The 20,765-nt window shown below is 69.8% G+C and carries 11 protein-coding genes; 2 read left to right on the forward strand and 9 right to left on the reverse strand.

Features of this window, described 5'->3' with window-relative positions:
- Positions 1 to 17 precede the first annotated feature (17 nt).
- The 9 genes from AVR91_RS06530 to AVR91_RS06570 form a co-directional block, all read right to left on the reverse strand.
- Entirely contained in the window at positions 18 to 6,689 is a 6,672-nt protein-coding gene (locus tag AVR91_RS06530) for a non-ribosomal peptide synthetase (RefSeq protein ID WP_063274879.1), read from the reverse strand.
- Positions 6,686 to 11,692 (reverse strand): non-ribosomal peptide synthetase, encoded by a 5,007-nt coding sequence (locus tag AVR91_RS06535; protein ID WP_063274880.1) that lies wholly within the window; start codon positions 11,690 to 11,692, stop codon positions 6,686 to 6,688. The genes AVR91_RS06530 and AVR91_RS06535 overlap by 4 nt, the downstream gene beginning before the upstream one ends.
- A gap of 28 nt (positions 11,693 to 11,720) precedes the next feature.
- A complete protein-coding gene (locus AVR91_RS06540; RefSeq protein ID WP_063274881.1) occupies positions 11,721 to 13,010 on the reverse strand; it encodes an MFS transporter in 1,290 nt (429 codons plus the stop codon).
- Positions 13,007 to 13,948, reverse strand: coding sequence for a TauD/TfdA family dioxygenase (locus AVR91_RS06545; protein ID WP_063274882.1), 942 nt, complete (start codon positions 13,946 to 13,948; stop codon positions 13,007 to 13,009). Before AVR91_RS06545 ends, AVR91_RS06540 begins: the two co-directional genes overlap by 4 nt.
- On the reverse strand, positions 13,945 to 15,879 hold the full coding sequence (locus tag AVR91_RS06550; RefSeq protein WP_063274883.1) for a RiPP maturation radical SAM C-methyltransferase: 1,935 nt from the start codon (positions 15,877 to 15,879) through the stop codon (positions 13,945 to 13,947). Before AVR91_RS06550 ends, AVR91_RS06545 begins: the two co-directional genes overlap by 4 nt.
- A 597-nt stretch (positions 15,880 to 16,476) precedes the next feature.
- The gene (locus AVR91_RS06555) at positions 16,477 to 17,079 is read right to left on the reverse strand and encodes a dihydrofolate reductase family protein (protein WP_063274884.1); all 603 of its coding nucleotides are present in this window, start codon (positions 17,077 to 17,079) and stop codon (positions 16,477 to 16,479) included.
- Positions 17,080 to 17,160: 81 nt separating this feature from the next.
- Positions 17,161 to 17,457, reverse strand: coding sequence for a YkvA family protein (locus tag AVR91_RS06560; RefSeq protein ID WP_063274885.1), 297 nt, complete (start codon positions 17,455 to 17,457; stop codon positions 17,161 to 17,163).
- 1 nt (position 17,458) lies between these two features.
- Positions 17,459 to 18,019, reverse strand: a complete 561-nt coding sequence (locus AVR91_RS06565; RefSeq protein WP_063274886.1) for a hypothetical protein — start codon at positions 18,017 to 18,019, stop codon at positions 17,459 to 17,461.
- Positions 18,019 to 18,921 carry a class I SAM-dependent methyltransferase gene (locus AVR91_RS06570; RefSeq protein ID WP_063274887.1) on the reverse strand — a complete coding sequence of 301 codons (903 nt, stop codon included), beginning with the start codon at positions 18,919 to 18,921 and terminating at the stop codon, positions 18,019 to 18,021. Before AVR91_RS06570 ends, AVR91_RS06565 begins: the two co-directional genes overlap by 1 nt.
- A gap of 352 nt (positions 18,922 to 19,273) precedes the next feature.
- Between AVR91_RS06570 and AVR91_RS06575 the strand changes: the two genes are divergently transcribed.
- Together AVR91_RS06575 and AVR91_RS06580 are read left to right on the forward strand one after the other, a co-directional pair.
- Positions 19,274 to 20,245: a hypothetical protein gene (locus AVR91_RS06575; protein ID WP_143253903.1), complete on the forward strand. Its 972-nt coding sequence runs from the start codon at positions 19,274 to 19,276 to the stop codon at positions 20,243 to 20,245.
- Positions 20,246 to 20,269: 24 nt separating this feature from the next.
- On the forward strand, positions 20,270 to 20,737 hold the full coding sequence (locus AVR91_RS06580) for a hypothetical protein (RefSeq protein WP_143253904.1): 468 nt from the start codon (positions 20,270 to 20,272) through the stop codon (positions 20,735 to 20,737).
- Positions 20,738 to 20,765: the final 28 nt, after the last annotated feature.

The raw sequence follows: 20,765 nt of genomic DNA on the forward strand, positions 1-20,765 counted from the left end.
ACCGCTCCCCTTCCCGTTTACCGGAACCGGACCATTTCGCCCATCGCCACCAGCAGTTCCCGCTCGCCCTGGAACGGATTCCGGGCGTGGGCGACAAGGATGTTGTCCAGCATCAGGACATCGCCGCGTTGCCAGGGGAAGACGATCTCGAGCTCGTCGTAGACGGCACAGATCTCCGTCATCGCCGAATCGGGGATCGGCGTGCCGTCTCCGAAGCGGCATTCGCGCGGCAAGCCGCCTTCGCCGACCGTGTCCAGCAGGGACGTCCGGGTGGTCTCGTCGAGGCAGGCGATATGCCAGTGCTGTGCCTGGTTGAACCAGGACCACTCCCCGGTGACGGGGTGCCGGACGACGGCGGGGCGTACCGCGGCGGTGCGCAGGCGCTCCTCGTGCCACTCCCACTCGAGTCCCTGTTCGACGCAGCGGGCTTCGACCTCCGCGCGGTCGGCGGTGCGGAAGACCTCGCGCCAGTGCAGGCCCAACCCGGAGCCGTACTGGCGGACGTAGCGCACCTTCTTGCGCGCGAATTCCTCGCGCAGGGCCGGGTCGAGTCGCCGGTAAACCTCGCGGCTGTCGACGACGGGGGTCTCGCCACCGATCTCGGCTGGGCGGGCGCAACAGAACCAGATCTTGGCCGGCCCGACGTCGTTGAACGAGTTCTCGTTGTGCCACAACAGTTTCTTCTCAGGCGGGAAGAAGACGGGCGTGTAGACGCCGCCACCACCGACCTTGGCTCGCGGATGCTCGCCGTTCTCGGCGAACAGCTCGTCTACGAAGACCGAGGCGAACTGTTCGAGCCGAGCGGGCTCGGTGACGCCGAACCCGCGGAACAGCAGGGCGCCGTGGTCGAGCAACACCGCTTGCAACCGGTCGCGGCTCTCCCGCGCCCATTCGACGAGGTCGATCTCCTCCCCGGCGGGCCGGACGAGCAGCGGAAGCCGCGTGTGCTCCGACAGGGGCTGCTCGACGACCGCGTCCCGCGCGGAGACGGTGATCTTGGCCGGGGCTTCGCGCAGAGCCGCGGGCGGGCGCAGCTCGGCCCTCGGCCGGCGGGCCCGCGCGGAGGTGAGCGGCGCGTCCGTCGACCGCACCAGGTTCTCGATGGCGTCGAGATACTCGCGCCTCATCGCCGCCATCGTCTTTTCGGTGAACAGTTCGGTGTCGTACTCCCACAGTCCGGTGATCCCCTCCGGGCCCTCCTCCAGCAGGACCACCAGGTCGAACCGGCTGGTCGCGATGACCGGCGGGCGGTAGTCGGTGACCTCGATCCCGGGAATCACCGACTCGGACCGCCGCGTGGTGTTCAGGACGAACTTGACCTGGAACAACGGGCTCTGGTTGCGGCTGCGCGGTGGTTTGACCGCCTTCACCACCTCTTCGAAGGGCAGATCCTGGTGCGCGAAGGCGTCCAGGGTCAGAGTCCGCGTCCGGCGCAGCAGCTCGCGCCAAGTCGGCCCGCCCGCCAGGTCGGCCCGCAGGACGATCTGGTTGACGAAGAAACCGATGAGCGGTTCCGTCGGGGTGGCCGAGCGGTTGGCCACATCGGTCCCCACCACCACGTCGGTCGCGCCCGCGCGCCTGCCGATCAAGGCGAACAGCGGGGCCAGCAGCGCCATGAACAGCGTGCACTCCTCCGCCTTGCACAGCACCCGCAAGGCGTCCGCGGTGGCCGCCGGGAGCCCGAGGTCGAGCGTCCGGCCGTGGTGGGCCGGGTCGCGCGGGCGCTCGTGATCCATCGGAAGCCTGGGCAGGTCCAGGATGCCCTCGAGGCGGCCGCGCCAGTACTCGCGCAGGTCGTCCTGATGGCCTTCGTCGAGCAGCCGCCGTTGCCACACCGCGTAGTCGGCGTACTGCACGGTCAGCTCGGGCAACCGCGGCCGCCGGTTCTCGACGCGTGCCGTGTAGCTCTCGGCGAGCTCGTCGCGAAGCAGCCCGGCCGCCCAGCCGTCGACGCTGAGGTGGTGCACGGTCAGCAGCAGGATGTGCTCGGTGTCCGACAGCCGCAGCAGCCCCGTCCGCACCACGGGCGGGCGGGCCAGGTCGAACGGCGCCGAGTACTGCCGGGCGGCCAGCAGCGCGGCCTCGTCTTCGCGGGCCGCCGCGTCCATTCCGGACAGGTCCACGAGCGGGACGTCGAGGGGTTCGGCGGGAAGCACTGTCTGGAACGGGCGGCCCTCGCGGGGGACGAGCACGGTCCGCAGCACCTCGTGCCGGGCGACGACCTCATTGACCGCTTCCCGGAGGAACCCGACGTCGAGGCAGCCCCGCAACCGCAGGAAGACCGGGAAGTTGTACTGCACGCTGTCCGGCTCCAGCTGGTTGAGGAACCAGAGCCGTTCCTGGGCGAACGACGCGGGTACCGGGCCCGTCCGGGGAACCGGGACGAGTTCGGGACGCACGGGGCCGGGGATCTCCCGCAGACGCTCGTCGACGAGGGCGGCCTGCGCCTCGACCGTGGACGCGTCGAAAGGCGCCCTGATGGGGACTTCGACCCCGAATTCCTTGCGCAGCCGGAAAACGAGCTGGAAGGTGAGGAGCGAATGGCCGCCGAGGTCGAAGAAATCGTCGGACGGCCGGATCCCGTCCCGACGCAGCAACTCCGCCCAGATCACGGCCACCCGCTGCTCGGTGGACGTCATCGGCCGCTCCCGCGCACCGCCCGCCGGTTCACCGTCGATGTCCCGGTCGGCAGCCAGCCGGGCGCGCAGTGCGGCCCGGTCGAGCTTGCCGGTCACGGTCAGCGGGAGGGACGGCACGAAGACGTAGCGTGAAGGCCGCAGCGCGGCGGGCAAATGCTCTCGTGCCAGTGCCTCGAGGTCTGGCCGGCAGGTCACCGCCTCGGCGTGCCACCGCGGGTCGTTCGCGTATCGCGCCGGGAAGCCGATGTCGTCGGGCGCCGCTGTCGTTTCACCGCGTTCCGCCGGGGTCGGGTTCCGGTCCAGGTCCCCGAGAAGGTCGGCGAGTGTCGCGGTGGATGGCGCGTCCTCCAGCAGCGCCCGCAGCGCCGAGTCCCGGCTCGACGTCGCGGGTGGCACCGCCGGGGAAAGCTCGCTCCGGTCTCCGCCCACCGTCAGGATGACGTCGTAGCGGTAGCGGCTCAGTTCGTTGTCGTAGCCCGGCGGTTTGCGCAGCACCCGCACCGAGGTGATCCGGGACGAGCGCCGCGCGATCCCGGCGAACAGGCGCGGGTCGACACAGAGTTCTTCCTCCGCTTCGACCTCGCGCCGGATCTCCGCCCGGATTCGCGAAAGCGGCGTCGCCGGATCGGCGCGGTGCGCCACGACCGACGTGTGGAAGGTTTCGAGCAGTGTCAGGTCGCGCAGGTCGCCGAGGAAGACATGCCCGCCGTCCTCCATCGTCGCCACCACGCTGTCGAGCACTTCGATCAGATAGCCGACGGAGGGGAAGTATTGGACGACCGAGTTCAGCACGACGGTGTCGAACCGGTCCCCCGGCCGCACGGCGAGGTGTGCCGGGGCGGCTGCCAGGTCGGTGACGTCTTCCAGCCCGGTGCCGGCCACCGAGCGCCGCACGTACTCGACCGCGGCGGGCGAGAAGTCGATCGCCCGGTAGCTTTCACAGCCCGGGGCGACCCGGAAGAGGAGCAGGCCCGTGCCGCAGCCGATCTCCAGTACCCGGCGCGGGCCGAGCCCGGTGATCCGTTCGACCGTGCCGGCGAGCCAGGCCAGCATTTCCGCCGGGTCGAGGGGTTCCCCGGTGTAGCTGCTGGTCCAGCCGGCGAGGTTGAAGGTCGCGTCCGGACCGGCTTCCAGCGCGGCGTAGGTGTCCTCATAGACGGAGAGCCAGTCCTCGGTGCGGTGCTGGTGCGTGCCCGCCCCCGGCTCGGTGACCACCACTGCGGCCAGCCGGAGGTCGTCGCCGTCGCCCTCGGGCAGTACCACCGCTCGCCGTACCCGGTCGTGGCTTTCGAGCAGGGCCTCGACCTCGGCGGGTTCGACCCGGTGCCCGCGGATCTTGAGCTGGTCGTCGCCGCGGCCGAGGTACTCCAAGGCACCGTCGGCGAGGTGGCGGACGATGTCGCCGGTCCGGTACACGACCGCACCGGCGACGAAGGGATCGGCGACGAAGCGTTCAGCCGTGCGGCCGGGAGCGTTGACATAGCCCCGGGCGACGCCGGTGCCGCCGACGTAGAGCTCGCCGGGCGCACCTACCGGCACGGGCCGCAGGTACCCGTCGAGCACGTAAAGCCTCGTGCCCGGCAGTGGCCGCCCGATCGGGATCCGGCCGGACGGCGGGAGTTCCCCGCCCAGTTCGTGGGCCGCGCAGGCCACCGCGGTCTCGGTGGGGCCGTACTCGTTGACCAGCCGTCCCGCCGCGCCGCCACGCCGCCAGGCCGCGACGTGGTCCTCGTGCAGTGCCTCCCCGCCGATCACCAGCGTCCGTGCCCAGACCTCGTCGCGTCGAGCCGCACCGGCGCTTTCCAGCAACCGCAAATGCGACGGGGTGAGTTTGACGAACGCGAAGTCCTTGTCGGCGGCGGCGGAGGCTCGAAGGGCTTCGCCGGGGATGTCGGACTCTTCGAGCAGGACCAGTTCCCTGCCGGTCAGCAGCGGAGCGAAGAGGCTCGTCACCGTGAGGTCCACGCCGAGGGACGAATGCACCGGCACGGTGTCGCCGGAACCGGCCGGGAGGTAGGCCTCGCCCGCCCATCGCAGGTAGCCGTCGACATTGGCGTGTGTCAGCACGGTGCCCTTGGGACGGCCGGTCGTTCCCGAGGTGTAGATGACGTACAGGGTGTCGCCGGGCCGGACTCCCGTGCTGGGAGGGGCAGCCGCCTCCTGGACGATCTCGTCGGCGAGTACCACCTCCGAGCCGAGTGTCCTCGCGCGCCCGGCCAGGCCGCGTTCGGTCACCAGGAGCCGCGCTCCGCAGTCCTGGTACACATGGGCCAAGGCGGCGTCCGGATGCGCCGGGTCCATCGGCACGTAGGCCGCGCCTGCCTTGAGCACCCCCAGCAACGCCACGATCGCGTGCGGGGAGCGGGACATCAGCACCGCGACCGGGTCGCCGCGCCGGACACCGAGTTCGCGCAGATGCCGGGCGAGCCCGTTCGCGCGCCGGTCGAGCAGGCGGTAGGTCAGGGCGGGTCCGGTGGCGGCCGAGACCGCGGTCGCGGCCGGGGTGGCCGCGGCCTGCCGGGCGAACCGCTCGTGGACACAGGCGGTTCCGGACGGTGCGGGCGCGGGGCGACTCCACAGCCGGGCGAGCCTCGCGCTTTCCGCGGCGTCCAGCACGGGGAGCGCGCCGACGGGGGTCGCGGCGTTCGCGGCGACGGCCTCGAGCAGGACCTGGAACGAGCGGGCGAACCGGGCGGCGGTGCCGGAGTCGAACAGGTCCGTGGCGTAACCGAGCCGGCACTCCAGGCCCGCCTCGGTCCGGGTCACGTTGAGGTCGAGGTCGAAGCGGGCGCCGTCGTGGTCGACGACCAGCTCGGTCAGCTCCACCCCGGGCATCGTCGCGACCGACTCCGGTGTGTTGTGCAGGGTGAAGTTGGCTTGGTACAAGGGGTTTCGGCTCGGATCCCGATCCGGGTGCAGGCGCTGGGCCACGAGGTCCAGTGGGATGTCCTGATGGTCGAAGGCGGCGAGGCAGGTCGTGCGCACCTGGCTCAGTAGTTCGTCGAAGCCTTGCCGTTCGTCCAGACGCGTTCGCAGGACCACGGAGTTGGCGAAGAATCCGATCAGTTCCCGGAAACCGCGGTAGCGGCGGTTGGCGACCGGGGTGCCGACGCAGACCTCCGGCTGGCCGCTGTAGCGGGACAGGACGACCTGGTACGCCGCCAGCAGGACCATGAACAGGGTGGCCTCGCGGTTCTGCGCGAGATCGGCCAGACGGCCGGTGAGAGCCGGCGTCACGGTGAACCCGTGGACCGCTCCCCGGTGGCTGGGGGTGGCAGGCCGGGGCCGGTCCGCGGGCAGCGTCGAGGAAGCGGGGGCGTCGGCGAGTTCGCGCTGCCAGTGCTCAAGCTGCCGTCGCGCCTCGTCGGTGGCGACCCAATCCTGTTGCCAGCGGGCGTATTCGGCGTAGGTCACGGTCAGCTCCGGCAGACGCTCCGGCGTGCCGCCGAGCCGCACGGTGTAGTGCTCGCCCAGCTCACGGACGAACAGGGACAGCGACCAGCCGTCCACGACGGCGTGGTGGAAGGTGATCAGCAGGACGGCGTCGCGCGCGGAGAACCGCAGCAGCCGCGGCCGCAGCATCGGTCCGGCGGCCAGATCGAACGACCGGGCTTGGTCGTCGCGGGCGATGCGGTCGTAGGCCGCGTCCCGGTCCGGGCCGGGCAGCTCCGACAGGTCGGTGACCGGCAGGCTCAGCCGGACGGCGGGCGACACCTGCTGCACGACGCGGCCTTCGTCCACCGTGAGTGTGGTGCGCAAGGCCTCGTGGCGGGCCACGACGTCGTTCAGCGCGCCTTCCAGCGCAGCGATGTCCACGTCGCCGGTCAGGCGATAGGCGACGGGACTGTTGTAGGCGGCGCTTCCCGGGACGAGCTGGTGCAGGAAGACCATGCGGCGCTGGGTGAACGACGCGGGCGCCTGCCCGTTCTCGTCGGCGCCGGACAGGCCGGTCGCCCGGCCGCTTTCCCATATCCGCTGCCGCAGCAGCGCCCGCCGGTCCGGCGGCAGTTCCCGGACCCGGTCGATGACGTCCCTCGGTTCGGCGGTCATTTCCGTGCTTCACCCCCGTGTGCGGTGCCCGGGTCCGCGGCGAGCCCGGTCAGTTCGGCGATCAGCGTGTCCAGTTCGTCGGTGGTACCGGCAGGTGCGGCCGCCCGTGCCTGGACGACCGCCGCGAGGCCGGCGATGGTCGGGTGGTCGAACAACGTCCGCAGCGGCAGGCCTGGCGCCAGGCTTTCGCGGACCGTCGCCATGACGACCGTCGCGAGCAGCGAGTGCCCGCCCAGCGCGAAGAAGTTGTCGTGCACCCCGAAGTCGTCGATCTTGAGCGCGTCCGCCCAGATCCCCCACAGCGCGCGTTCGTCGGCCGTGCGCGGGGCCACGGCGTCGTCGTCCAGTGCGCGCTTCCCCGCTTCCGGGCCGGGGAGCGCACCGACGTCGAGTTTCCCGCTCGGGGTGGTGGGCAGCCGGTCGAGGAGCACGAAGTGGTTGGGCACCAGGTAGCCGGGCAGGTGCCGGGAAAGCTCCTCGCGCAACCGGGCCGCCGCCGGGGCCGGTCCCTCGCCGAGTACCAGGTACGCCACCAGGCGCCGATCGCCGTCGATGTCCACCGCGGTCACCACGGCCTCGCGCACCAGTCCGGTGGCCATGAGTGCGTTCTCGATCTCCCCGGGTTCGACCCGGTGGCCGCGGACCTTGACCTGGCGGTCGAGCCTGCCGAGGAAGGACAGGGTCCCGTCGGCCGCTCGGCGGACCCGGTCGCCGGTCGCGTACATCCGGCTGCCCGGTGGGCCGAAGGGGTCGGCCACGAACCGGGCGGCGGTCGCGCCCGGCCGGTTGACGTAGCCGCGGGCGAGCCCGTGCCCGCCCACGTAGAGCTCGCCGGGGACACCGGGCGCCACCCGGCGCAGCCGCCGGTCGAGAACGTGCAGCGTCGTGCCGCCGATGGCGCGGCCGATCGGCACGGCGGCACCGGCCTCAGGCGGGTGCTCCATCGGGTGGCAGGTGGTGAAGGTCGTGTTCTCCGTGGGTCCGTAGCCGTTGTGCAACCAGCGCGGCCCGCCCGCCCGCAGCACTCGCTCGGTGCGGGAGGGGTCCATCACCTCACCGACGACGAACAGGTGCCGGATCCCGCCGAAACCGCCGGGATCGAGGTCGACGACCTGGTTGAACAGCGTGGCGGTCAGCGAAAGGATCGAGGGCCGGTGCTCGCGCACGGCCACGAGCACCTCGTCGGGGCCCAGCGGGCGGTCACCGGGCAGGATCACGACCCGGGCGCCGTGGGCCAGTGCGCCCCACACCTCGAAGGTGGTGATGTCGAAGGCGGGGTCGCCGAGGTGGAGTACCACGTCATCGGCCGCGAAATCGACATAGTCCGGCTCGTTCACCAGGCGGGCGACTCCCCGGTGCGGGACGCCGACCGCCTTGGGCCGCCCGGTCGAGCCCGAGGTGAACACGACGGCCGCCAACCCGTCCAGCCGGATATCCCGGCCGTCGGGGATCGGGCCTTCGGGGACCGGGCCGTCCAGGGGTACCGACGGGATGGCCGTGCCGGTCAGCCAGGACGGCGCCCTGCCCCGGGTCACGACCGCGGCCGGGCGGGCTTCGCGCACCATCAGTGCGAGCCGCTCGGCGGGGTAGGCCGGGTCCAGGACGAGGTACGCCGCGCCGGCCTCGAGCACGGCGAGCATCGCGGTGACGAGGTCGGCGGACCGTTCCAGCAGCAGACCCACCGGGGCGTCCGGGCGGACACCGGCGGCCATCAAGGCGGCGGCGAGGCCGCCCGCACGCCGGTCCAGTTCGCCGTAGGTCCACTGCCCCGCCGGGTCGGCGAGGGCGATCCGGCCGGGGGCTTCGGCGGCCTGACGGCGGACGAGGTGCACCATCGTGGTCGTGGGGCCGGCCGTGAGCGCGGTGCCGTTTTCCCGCTCCAGGGTCGCCTCGTCCGCCGACGAGAGCAGCGGCAGATCCCAGGCGCCGCGATCGGGATCGGCCGGCAGGCCGGCCAGCACGGCCGCCCACTCCGCCGCCATCCGCTCGACGGTGCCGTCCTCCCACAGGTCGGTCGCATACCGCACTTCACAGGACAGACCACCGCCTGCGTCGACGACCGTGAACAGCAGGTCGAACGGCGCGGTCGGCGGGTCCACCGGGAACGGCCGCGTGCGCAGGCCCGGCAGCTCCGGTACCGGGGCCGGGCCGCCGAGCAGCTGGAACACGACCTGGAACAGCGGATGCCGGCTCGGGTCGCGGTCACCGCCGAGCGACTGGACGACCTTCTCGAAGGGCGCGGCCCGGTGGTCGTAGGCCTCTTTGCAGACGGCCGCCGTCCGCCGGACCACCTCCCGCAGGGTCGGCTCCGCCCCCAGGTCCGCGCGCACGACGAGCATGTTGACGAAGAACCCGACCAGGTCTTCGGTTTCGGGCCGGTCCCGGTTCGCCACGGCCGTCCCGACCACGACGTCGGACTGGTCGGCCCGGCGGCCCATGGCGACCAGGAAGCCCGCCAGCAGCACCATGAACAGGCTGGCGCCTTCCTCCCTGCCGAACGCGCGCAGCCGGTCGGTGAACGCGGCGTCGAATTCCACGCGGCGGGAAGCGCCCCGATGCGACGGCACGGGCGGCCGGGGGTGGTCGGTCGGCAGATCGAGTACCGGCAGCCCGGCGAGCCGCGTACGCCAGTAGGCGAGATCCGTCTCGAACCGTCCTCGCTCGAGACGTGTTCGTTGCCAGGCGGCGAAATCCGCGTACCGAAGGCGCGATCGCGACGGCGGTGGGTCATCGCGGTAGCAGGCCGTCAATTCGGCGGCGAGGATGTCCACTGCCCGCGCGTCCGCGGCCACGTGGTGGACGACGATCACCAGGACGTGCCGGTCCTCGGCCGTGCGCAGCAGATCCGCGCGCAGCAAAGGAGCGGTGTCGAGCGCGAACGGCCGGGCCAGCAGATCGGCGACGGCCTTGTCCACGGCGGCGCGAGCGGCTTCGGCGGGCAGCGCGGACCTGAGATCGGCGAAGCCCAGCGGCACCGGCCCGGGCGGGCGCACGACCTGCCGCAGTTCGCCGCCGTCGCCGCGCAGGCAGGTCCGCAGCGTCTCGTGACGGGCAACGCAGGCGGAGACCGCGCGCTGGAGGGCGTCGACGTCGAGCGGCCCTTCGATCTCCGCGACGAGGTGCAGGTTGTAGACGGCTCCGGCCCCGGTCAGCTGGTCGACCAGCCACAGGCGTTCCTGCGCGAACGACGCCGGACCACTCGTCTGCTTCCCCGATGGCGGGATCGGCGCTGAGACGGCTCGTGCGGGCGGTGCCGGGACCCGTTCCGCCAACAGGGCCACCGAGGGCCGGTCGAAGATCACGCTGAGCGGCAGCTCGACGCCGAACCGCTCGTTGACCCGCCACAGCAGCCGGGTCGCCGACAGCGAATGCCCACCCAGCGCGAAGAAGTCCTCGTCCGCCCCGACCTCGTCCAGGCCGAGCGCGTCGGCGAACATCTCGCACAGCACTTCCTGCGCCGGCGTGCGTGCCGCGGTGTGGTGCCGGGCCGTGTTCCCGGTGAGCAACCCTCGTACGTCGAGTTTCCCGCTGGGCGTGAGCGGGAATCGGCCGACCACCGAGAGAATCGACGGCACCATGTGCTCCGGCAGGGAGGCCAGCAGGCCGCGGCGCAGCTCGCCAGGGTCGACGTGCCCGCCTTCCACGGCGATCACGTACCCGGCCAGGTATCGGGTGCCCTGGGCGTCCTCGCCGACCACGACCGCGGCCCGGTCCACGCCCGGCTGCTCGGTGAGGGCCGCTTCGACCTCCTCGAGCTCGATGCGGAAACCGCGCACCTTGACCTGGTGGTCGGTCCGGCCGCGGAACTCGACCGCGCCGTCGGGGCGCAGGCGTGCGAGGTCTCCGGTGCGGTACAGCCGCTCGCCGGGTGTGAACGGGCTGGCGACGAAGCGCTGCGCGGTCTGCACCGGGTCGTCGAAGTACCCGCGGGCGAGTTGTACCCCATCGACGTACAGCTCGCCTTCGCCACCGGTGGGCACGGGCTTCAGCGTGGGGTCGAGGACGTGCAGACCGGTGCGCCACACCGGCCTGCCGATCGGGATCGGCCCCGGGGCCTCCCCCGTGGTCCAGTGGGACACGTCGACGGTGGTTTCCGTGGGCCCGTAAAGATTGTGCAGCGGAACGGTGAGGAGCTCCCGCAGCCGGGCGGCGGTGTGCGGGGAAAGGGCTTCCCCGCTGGCGAAAACATGCCTCAACGAGGTGCACGACGCGACACCGGGCACGGCCAGGAAGAGATCGAGCATCGAGGGGACGAAATGGATCAACGTCACCTCGTGCCGTCGGACCAGTTCGGCGATACGAACGGGGTCACGGTGCGCGCCGGGCTCGGCGAGTACCAGCGCCGCGCCGGCGAGCAACGGTGAGAACAGCTCCCATACCGACACGTCGAAACTGGTCGGCGTCTTCTGCAGGAACCGGTCGCCGGGCCCGAAGTCGTACCGCTCCTGCATCCACCGGAGCCGGTTGACCACTGCCGCGTGGGGCACGACCACGCCCTTCGGCCGCCCGGTGGAGCCCGATGTGCAGATCACGTAGGCGGGCGAAGCGGGCAGCAGCGGAGCCGTGCGCTCGGCGGGGGCCGGGTCGGAGTCCGCGTACCGGGCCAGTTCCGCGGCGGCCCCGTCCAGCCGCAGCGCGATACCGGGCGCGGCGACGGAACCGGTGGTCAAGGTGAGCGAGGGCCGGACGTCGGCGAGCATCGCTTCGATCCGGGCGGGTGGGTAGTCCGGATCGGCGGGAACGTAGGCCGCTCCGCTCTTGAGCACGCCCAGCAGAGCCACCATCAGGTCGAGCCCGCGCGGAAGCAGCAGCGCCACCCGCTGTTCCGGGCCGATTCCACGCCCGGCCAGCAGCCGGGCCAGCCGGTTGGCGCGGCGGTTCAGTTCTCCGTAGGTCAGCGTGTCTTCCCCGAAGATCACGGCGACGGCACCCGGTGCCCGCCGGACCCGCGCTTCGATGAGCTCGGTGAGTGTCGAGGCGGCCGGGTGGTGCGACTGCGTCACGAGACCTCCCGTGTTCGGATGCGCTACGTCAGCGCACGTCGGTGGACGTGCCCGTGCGGGGCTCTGGCGGTCCGGGCAGGGCTTCGGCGGGCCGCGGCTCACGCTGGCGAATGGGGCTGAACAGGCCGATCGCCACGATCACCAGGAAGATCCCGCCGACAACCAGCAGCGGGCCGCGAGCGCCGAAATGGGCGACCAGCGCCGTCAGGACGGCGGCACCGATCGGCCCGAGCGCGCTGTGCAACGTCCAGAAGGCCGAAGTCACCCGGCCGAGCAGGTGATCCGGGGTCAGCTGCTGTCGTAGCGACATGGAACAGATCCCCGCCAGCGCCATGCCCACGCTGTAGGCCAGCACCGCGCCGTCGAAGACCGCGAGACCGCCCGTCACCCCCATCAGCGCGACGCCGATCCCGCACACCACGTAGGAACTCAGCCAGCACGCCCCGAACCCCCACCGGCGGCGCAGGCGGGCGGTCAGCGCGGCACCGAGGATCGTGCCCGCGCCGGCGAAGCCCAGCATGTACCCGACCGCGCTTTCGCCGTGGCCGAGTTCGTTGCGGACGCGGTAGATGAACACATCGGTCAGCCCCAAGCTCAGGAAGGTGATGACGGTCAGCAGGATCGTCACCGCCCGGAGCACCGGGCTGCTCCACAGGAACCGCAGCCCGGTGAGGAAACTCGTCCGCACGTCGCGCCAGCCGGTCCCCTCACCCGGTCCCGCGGCCCGCGACCGCAGCCTGATGAACGCCAGCCCGGCCACGGAGACGGCGAAGCTGGCAGCGTCCACGGCGATGGCGACGGTCGAACCGAAGGACGCGGCGACGACGCCCGCCAGCACGGGTCCCAGCACGTAGGCGATCGCGTCGGTCGTCTGCAGCCGGCTGTTCGCCTCGACGATCTGCTCGCGGTCGACCAGGTTCGCCACGGCGGTGACGTAGCCGACCTGGAACAGCATGCTGAACACCGACGCGAACGCCATGACCACGTACAACAGCCACACTTGCGGCTCGATCGCCCAGCACACCGGGATGGCGCCGTAGAGCACCGCGCGGGCCACGTCGCACCAGATCATCAGCCGTCGCCGATCGACGCGGTCGACGATCACTCCCGCGAACAGCCCGGTGAAGACCGCACCGGCGCCGGCGATGCCGGTCAGCAGCCCCATCTGCGCCACGGATCCGGTCGCCTGCAGCACCAGCAGCGGCAGTGCCACCAGTGCGAACGCGTCGCCGAGCGCGGACATCGTCTGAACCGCCCAGAAGACGGCGAAGTTCCGGTCGTGCCACAGCGGGCGAACAGCGGTGTGCGGTGCGCTCATCGGCCGTCTGGCCCGCGAGACGGCTCGGCCATGGCGACGGCGATCCGGCGTGGCCCGGTGAACGGCTCACGGCCGTGCGCGGTCCGCATGTTGTCCACGACCAGCACGTCATCGCGGTGGTAGTCGAAGCGGACGGCGGCGGACCGGTAGCACGAGCGCAGGTGTTCGGTCACCACGTCCGGGATCGGTGCGCCGTCACCGTAGTAGGTGTTGCTGGGCAGTCCCTCTTCCCCGTACATCTCCAGCAGTCCGAGCCGGACGGGTTCGGGCAGGGTCGTGACGTGGAAGACGGTCGCGTGGTTGAACCAGACGGGCAGACCTGTCACCGGATGGCGGTGCACCGCGTCCCGGACCGCCTCGGTACGCAGGTGGTCGCGGTCGCGCCACCGGGCGACGATCCCGTTTTCGGCGCAGTATCGCGAAACCTCGTCCGGGCTGTCGGTGCCGAAGGCCTCCCGCCAGTGCAGACCGACCTCGTCGCTGTAGTTGCGCACCACCATCCAGCGGCGCCGGGAGAACTCCTCACGTACGGCCGGGTCGATGGCCTCGTGGACCCGGCGTGTGTCGGCCAGGGGTGTCGCGCCCCGCGTGTGCGGCGGTTCGACACAGTGGAAGTACAGCACCAGCGGCCACACCGCCTGATACGAGTTCTCGTTGTGCAGGAAGATCTCCTCCTGCGGCGGGTAATCGGTCGAGGTGTAGACGTTGCCCTTGATCACGGTGCGTGGGGACGACCGCTCGGAATAGGCGAGCGCGGCGCCGGACAGCTCGCGCACGGCGGCCTCGAAACCGTCGACGCCGTTCACCTGGAATCCGCGCAGCAACAACGCCCCGTGCTCCACCAGTGCCTCGCGCAGGCGAGTTCGCCTGTCCCGCAGGTGATGCACGATGTCTTCACCGCCGCCTTCGACGACCAGCGGGAGCGCCGGGACCGTCACCGGGCACCGTCTCGACCGCCGGCGAGCACCGGCAGCAGGCGCCGGGCCTCCGGCTCGACGGTCCGCGGTTCCGTTTCGGTCTCGTCGCCGTCTTCGGTCAGCACGAGGCTGAGCAGCCGGCCGTTCTCCTCGAACAGCAGTCCCAGCGACTTCAGCCAGGCGATCCGTTCGGTGAGGCCGGCTTCACCACCCGATTGCTCGGGCGTGAGCTGGTCGGGGCGGGCCGGCGAGGACAGGCGTCGCAGCAGTTCGACGGTCGCGTCGTCCACCGGATGCTCGACAGGCACGCCCGAACGAGAATCGCGGACGGCGAACCCGCCGGTGTCCGCGGTGACGAGGCGCAGCTCCGGTCGCGGGCCGTCGCCTGCCCAGGCCGCGTTCCAGCCCGCGACCAGCTCGCGTAACCGCTCATGCCAGGTCAGCGCGTTCTGCATGTACTGGCCGAGGTTGTGGTCGGCGAAGAAGTAGGCGAGTTCCTCCAGCGCTTCGGGGCCGAAGGGGTAGGTCAACCCGTAGAAGTCCATCGGGTGCAGGTCGAGTTCGAACTCGGCACGCCGCTTGAAGTACGGGCTGAACCGGTCGAACCGCACCATGAAGACCCCCGATGGCGGGGGCAGGTGCGTCAGAAGGGGGATGTCGTGGGTGTACCGCTCGTAGACGGCCTCCTCCTCAAGGGGAAAGCCGATGAGCAGGTTCCAGTCCGGGCTGATGCCGAACTCGTCGCAGTTCTTCAGGAACTGGAGGTTCTGAAAGGCCGTGGTGCCCTTGGCCATCAGCTTCAGGGTCGAGCTCGCCAGCGCTTCGATGCCCGGCTGCACGACGGTCACCCCCGCGGCCGACATCCGCCCGAGGTCCTGGCGGCTCAGTGGCAGCTTGACCTCGTAGTAGATCGAACCGCCCTCGGGTGGTTCGAGGTGCGGGAAGACCTCTTTCGGGTAGCTGCGGGGCATGACGTTGTCGGTACAGAACAACGCGGTGTACTCGGGCGCGAACCGGAAAAGCCAGTTGAACTGCTCGATGGCGAGCTTCGGGTCCATGTTCCGGTACGCCATGCTCTGGCCGTTGAGCCCGCAGAAGGTGCAGTGCGAACGCTGGCCCCACCAACAGCCCCGGGAGGTTTCGAAGAAGAGCATGGGTTTGCTCGTGCCCGTTTCCCGCAGCCGGGCGTGTTCGTCGAGGGCGGCGAGGAAACCGTCGTACTCGGGTAGCAGCAGGTCGTCGATGTCGTGGTCACTGCCGATCGCCTCCCGGAAGCGGGGATCACGGCAGTTGCGGCGGGTCACGACACCCGGTATCGCGTCCGCCCGTTCGGGGGCACCGTCGAGGACGTGGCCCACGAAGGCGGGGAACGTGTCGAGCGCGGGTCCGGAGAACACATAGTCGACGGCGTCGACGTGTTCGGCGATCACCGCGCCCATCGGCGCCTCGCAGTTGGCCCCGCCGAACAAGGTCAGCACCTCCGGACGGCGCCGCTTGAGCAGCCTGGCGAGCGCGATGCTCGGCACGTGCTGGGCGAACATCGAGCTGAACCCGACCAGATCGGCTTCGGCGAGGCGGTAGCGGTCGATCAGCCGATCGCAGAACTCGGGAAGTCCCGCGCGCAGGGCGAGGATGTGGCGCCGGAACTCCTCCCAACGCTCACCTCGGTAGAAGCGGTGGAAGTACTCGTCGGTGTTGTCCGGCGCGTCCGGGAAAGCGATCTGCCGGAACAGCCAGTCGCCGAGACCGGTGTCGACGTGGTCGTGGGTGACGGAAATCGACTCGTAGGTCGTCGCACCGAAGTACTCCGCGACGTCCTGGTTCAGATAGCAGACGTCCGCCTGGACCTGCCCCGGGAAATCCCTCGTGAGCAGTGCGGTCAATTGGCTGAGCGCGAAGGACGGGCGATTCCAATCGGCGAAGGGCATATTGACGAAAGCCACTCGAAGCATGGGTCACTCCCCTTTGGTGTCACCCTGGGCGGTCGCGGCGGAATCGGACTCCACATGCGTCGTCCACACGAATTTCCGCCATCGCGAAATGGCCATCACGCGAATAGGTCACTTCTCGCGGCACCCTCGCACCACCCCCGACCCCAGTCGTCCGAGGCGCCTGTTTCCGGAGCATAGCAGCCAAACCGGGATCCAGGTACTCCTCGACGACAATCGCCGGGACTCCGTTTACCGGCAACATGTGCCGTCGATGGAAACCGTAGCGATCCACCTCTTCCACCCAGAAATCCGGCACGGTTCACCTATCGAATACGTTGATCGCCAGAGTCGTTGAAGCGCACCGGCAAGCGCAAAAGGACACCGCGCTCGATCGAAACAGGAATTCCCGCCACCCGAGGAGGACCCCGAGATCGACTGCGACGAGTCCGCCTGCGAGGAGGCCTGCGGCGACTTCGATCCGAACCTCGCCGCGGCCTGGCCTCTCCATCTGGCCGCCGGCCCCACGGACGGGTACTTCAAGGTCAAGTTCGGCCCGTTCGTATCCGAGTACGGCGCCCACCCGAGAACGAGCGACGACGGGCTGCCCCGCACGAGCGGCTATCCGTCGGTCTCCACGGGATAGATGAGGTGCGTGACCTTCTTGCCCTGAATGACCTGGGGATCGCCGAACTTCATGGGAGCGGCGCCGAGCGTGTCCACGAATCGGACACCGTCGCCGAGCATGAACGGCACCAGGTCGATGCGGATCTCGTCGAGCAATCCCTCTTCCAGCGCTTCACGGGCTACGACGCCCGGGCCCACGCCGATGGTCTTGTCCCCGGCGACCGCCTTGGCCTGGTCGATGGCGGCCTTGACGCCGCCCTCGGTCACGAAGACGAACTCGGCACTTTCGGGAGCCCAGCCTTCGGGCACCGAATGAGTGACCACGAAAACCTGTACGCGCATGGGATGCCGTCCACCCCAGCCGTCCATGCCGTCGAACTGGTTTCGCCCGACCACCAGAGCCCCGTAGCCCTCGGCCATGTCGCGGACATAGTCGGCGGACGCCTCGGAGACCTGGTACGACCGGCCCGGCGACGCGGTGGGCACCTCGACATCACCGGCACGGCACCAGGCGAAGAGGTACTCGAACCCCCCGTTCTCCGGGCCGGCGATGAAACCGTCCAGGGACACGGACGCTTGAGTCGCCACCTTCGGCATGAGAGGCCCCCTTACAGCGAGATGAATCGAGACCGCTCGCCCCTGGCACCGTGACCGGTCGTCGTCCACTTCTCCCGTGCTTCACTCGGCCCGGCGTCCGTCGCGCGCCTTCCTGGTGAGCGACCTGCTGACGTAGACCAGCCCGCCCGTCAGGATCACGATGTCGTCGAAGTACACCGGGTCAGGCAACAAGTCGAACGGGAACACCGTGTAGGCCAAGGAAACCCAGTAGGCGACCTTGGTCGGCACCGGCGTGCCGGGCTGATGGACCTGACGGTGCTTCCGCACCAGTTTGACCACCAGGAACAACGCGACCAGAACGAGGATGACGACCACCACCACGGCCACGACGCCGAGTGTCGTCCACAGGGATTCCATGTCAGCCTCTCTCATCGCCACGACACCGCCGCCGTTGCCGCTTCCAGATCCGGCCCCGGTACCAGCGACGGTGGACGACCGGCTCGACGGCCAGCACCCCGGCCGCGGCCGCTGTCGCGACCACCCACGCCAGCCAGTCGCTCGACCCTGCCACCGACCACACCAGGGCACCGAGCACGATCAGGGGCCGCAGCAAGGTGAACGGCCCGAGGCCGACGAGGATCACGAACGTACTCCCCCGCATCGGCAGCAGCCAGTACGCCAGCAACGACGCCACCACGAGCGACGCGTACGGCGCCAGCACCTGAAGCATGCGCGTACCCGCGTGGAGCAGTTCGCCGTAACGAGCGCCCGGATCCGCCGAACCTGCGAGGGTCACCACGATCAGCAGGGTGAGAAGTCCGAGCCCGATCGCTCCACCCGTGAGCCCTCGCCGCGCCGCCAGCAGGAAATAGGAGCGTTTGACGATCCGGGCGTCACGGCCGGTCGCGGCCCGGAATCCCGCGAAACCGCTGTCCACGAGCGCGAGCAGACCGAGCACGATCGGAACCGCCGCCGCCATCAGCCGGCGGCCAGTCTGCGTGCCCGGTGGCCAAGGGCACGACGAAACTCGGTCGCCAGCGCCGGACGGATTCCGACGACCGGTCTCATCGCCGCGCAGAACGGGTTGGTGTATCCGAACGATTCGAACAGGAAGGTCTTCATCCCCGCTGCCGCCGCGGCGGCGGACAGCAGGACCGAATCCCCGTGAGCGCGCCGCGCGGAAGCGACACCGTCGTGGCGGCCGAGCGGCTCTCGCATCCTGGCGCGGTGGAACAACCAGGCACCCAGCGGGGCGAACCGGGTCGCGGCGACGTCGTAGTGGATGAATCCCACCGTCCCGTCACGGTCCTGAGCGCGGAAGAACTCCGGCAGCTTGCCTGCCTCGAAATGGTGCAGCACCCCGCTCGACAGGTAGACGCCGGCCTCCTCGGCCAGGGAGAACGCGTCCGCGCAGACGAACGTGCACGGAAGCCGCTCCTCCTGCGCCAGCCTGGTCGCTTCCGTCACCAAGGCACGATTGAAGTCCACCCCCACCAGTTGAACGTCCGCGCCCAGCACACCGGAAGCGGCAAGGCTCCGCACCGTGAACCCCAGTCCGCATCCGATGTCCACCACCCGCAAACGGCGGCCGCTCGCCCTGGCGACCGCGAGCATCGGCACGAGCAACTCGGCGAACCGGTGGGTCATGTGCAGTTCTTCGTTGAGCCGTTGCAGTTCCGTGTGCACCCGGACCAGGAGGCTGTCCACCGCGGCGGGATCCAGATCCTCACCGCGCACCGGCATCCGGCGCACGATCCGGGCGGCTCGGTGGTCCCCCGCCGCTTGCAGCCGGGCGACCACCTCCGCCCGGCGGACCGGAACACGCTCGCCGGTGCGCGCGTCCCACGACACGACCAGATCCGAGATCTCCAGCACGGCCACGGTCGAACTCTAGCGATCAAGTTCGCGGGGTGGCCATCGACACGGCCGGCCGGGCTTGGCGAGCTCTACCGCGATCTCGTGAGTCGCTCCGATCACCTCAGCCGTCAGTGACAGATGTGCCGCCAATGTCACTGAAGACTCCCTTTGTATTCAGCTTCGAATTTGACGCCCACCGTTCACAGGGGAGATGGAATTCGTCAACAGGGGGCACCCATGAATATCTATCCGCATATTGCCCGAATTTCGACATTCGAGCACTCGTCGATATCGTCAGGTTCACCCCGTTGGAGTCTTTCCAACCTGCCGACGATTGCGGGAGTGTTGATTTCACTGGAGGGCACAAAACTTATGGATGGCCGCACTTCTCGGCCTGCTTTTGCGAGTTCTTATTCGGCCGCGACCGTCGTATGCGGAAACGAAAGGATCGATGGTGCCTGCCAAGGCGAGGACCAGCAGGCTCGCACTGGCGCTGAGCATGTGCGTGCTGGGCGCACTGGCGTTGTTCGTCGCCGTCGACCGCGGCCCGTCGACAGGTGCCGAAACAGTGTCGGCGCAACCGTTGACATCACAGGAGAAATCCATCCTGCACCGGGCTGAACAGATTCTGCTGCGAGCATGCATGGCCGACAGCGGATACACCTACGTCATGGTCGAGGAAGAACCGATGTCCTTTCTCCGGCGCTTTCCCTATGTGGTCGACGACCTGTCCTGGGCGCGCGAACACGGGTTCGGCAACGACGTGCGCGAAGAAGTGCGGGTGCGAGCGGAGAATGATCCGAACAAGCGCTACTTCAGCAGCCTGTCGGCGGCGGACAAGGCGAAGGCACTCGCCGCGGTCAATGGCGAGCGTCCGGTGGGCTTGATCGCGACATCGCCTGCCGGGGTCGAAATAACCCGAAGCGATCGCGGGTGCACGTCCCAACTGGAGAAGAAGCTTTATCGCGAGCTCCAGACCTGGTTCCGGGCGAAGACCGTCACCGACGGACTCCACGTGCCCCGGCGGCAACAGGTGTCCGTGGACCCGCGGTTCCGAACCGCCCTATCGGACTGGGCCAGGTGCATGGCCGAACGGGGTTATTCCTTCGCCGACCCTGCCCGCGTCCACGAGGCGTTCCGCGTCCGGGGACCGGAGGAGATCTCGGCGGCGATCGCCGAGGCGACGTGTGCCCGGAGCACCGGCTTCGCTTCCGTCGCACGCGACCTCGACGCCCACTACGAGGCCTTGCAAGGACAACAGTACGGGCGGGAGATAGCGGACCGCCTTCGCCTGGAACGCGCCGCACTGCCTTTGGCCCGTGCGGTGGTCGAAAGTCGATCCCGATGAATTCGCCTGGAAGGGCAGGAAACCATGAGGAAGTCGATCTTTGTCGCGACTGCGGTGCTCGGCCTCGGTGTGGCGATGACACCGTGGGCGCAGGCCGAGAACTCACCGGCCGGGCTGCAGTCCGTCGAGGAGCGGGCGGTGTCCGCCCCAGACGGCCTGCTGCACGTCTGGGAGCACCCTTTCGCCGGAGGCAAGCACTGCACGTGGGTCGGCAAGTCCGACAACTGGGACGGGTGCGGTATGAGAAACAAGGGTTCCGACATTTGGAACAACGGTTACGCCGGCAACAACGACGACGTGTGGCTGCACTACAACACCAGCAACACGGGTGCCTATGTGTGCATCGGCCGAGGCACGTCATGGAACAACCTCACCAGTATCAACCCGCCGCCGCCCGGCACGCAGCGGATCACCTTCTGGGCGAACACCGGATCCGGCTCCGGCCAGCCCATCGCGGACAACGTCGCGTCGCACGAGTGGGGAAACTGCTGACCCGACGGTGATCCAAGCCCACGGCGTT

It is taken from the genome of Amycolatopsis keratiniphila subsp. keratiniphila, assembly GCF_001620365.2.
In the GTDB taxonomy this organism is placed as follows: domain Bacteria; phylum Actinomycetota; class Actinomycetes; order Mycobacteriales; family Pseudonocardiaceae; genus Amycolatopsis; species Amycolatopsis keratiniphila.

What these genes read in the sequence shown, in the direction of transcription:
- AVR91_RS06530 (WP_063274879.1), bottom strand. Translation starts at nt 6,689, where the DNA reads ATGACCGCCGAACCGAGGGACGTCATCGACCGGGTCCGGGAACTGCCG.
- AVR91_RS06540 (WP_063274881.1), bottom strand. Translation starts at nt 13,010, where the DNA reads ATGAGCGCACCGCACACCGCTGTTCGCCCGCTGTGGCACGACCGGAAC.
- AVR91_RS06550 (WP_063274883.1), bottom strand. Translation starts at nt 15,879, where the DNA reads ATGCTTCGAGTGGCTTTCGTCAATATGCCCTTCGCCGATTGGAATCGC.
- AVR91_RS06555 (WP_063274884.1), bottom strand. Translation starts at nt 17,079, where the DNA reads ATGCCGAAGGTGGCGACTCAAGCGTCCGTGTCCCTGGACGGTTTCATC.
- AVR91_RS06560 (WP_063274885.1), bottom strand. Translation starts at nt 17,457, where the DNA reads ATGGAATCCCTGTGGACGACACTCGGCGTCGTGGCCGTGGTGGTGGTC.
- AVR91_RS06565 (WP_063274886.1), bottom strand. Translation starts at nt 18,019, where the DNA reads ATGGCGGCGGCGGTTCCGATCGTGCTCGGTCTGCTCGCGCTCGTGGAC.
- AVR91_RS06575 (WP_143253903.1), top strand. Translation starts at nt 19,274, where the DNA reads ATGGCCGCACTTCTCGGCCTGCTTTTGCGAGTTCTTATTCGGCCGCGA.
- AVR91_RS06580 (WP_143253904.1), top strand. Translation starts at nt 20,270, where the DNA reads ATGAGGAAGTCGATCTTTGTCGCGACTGCGGTGCTCGGCCTCGGTGTG.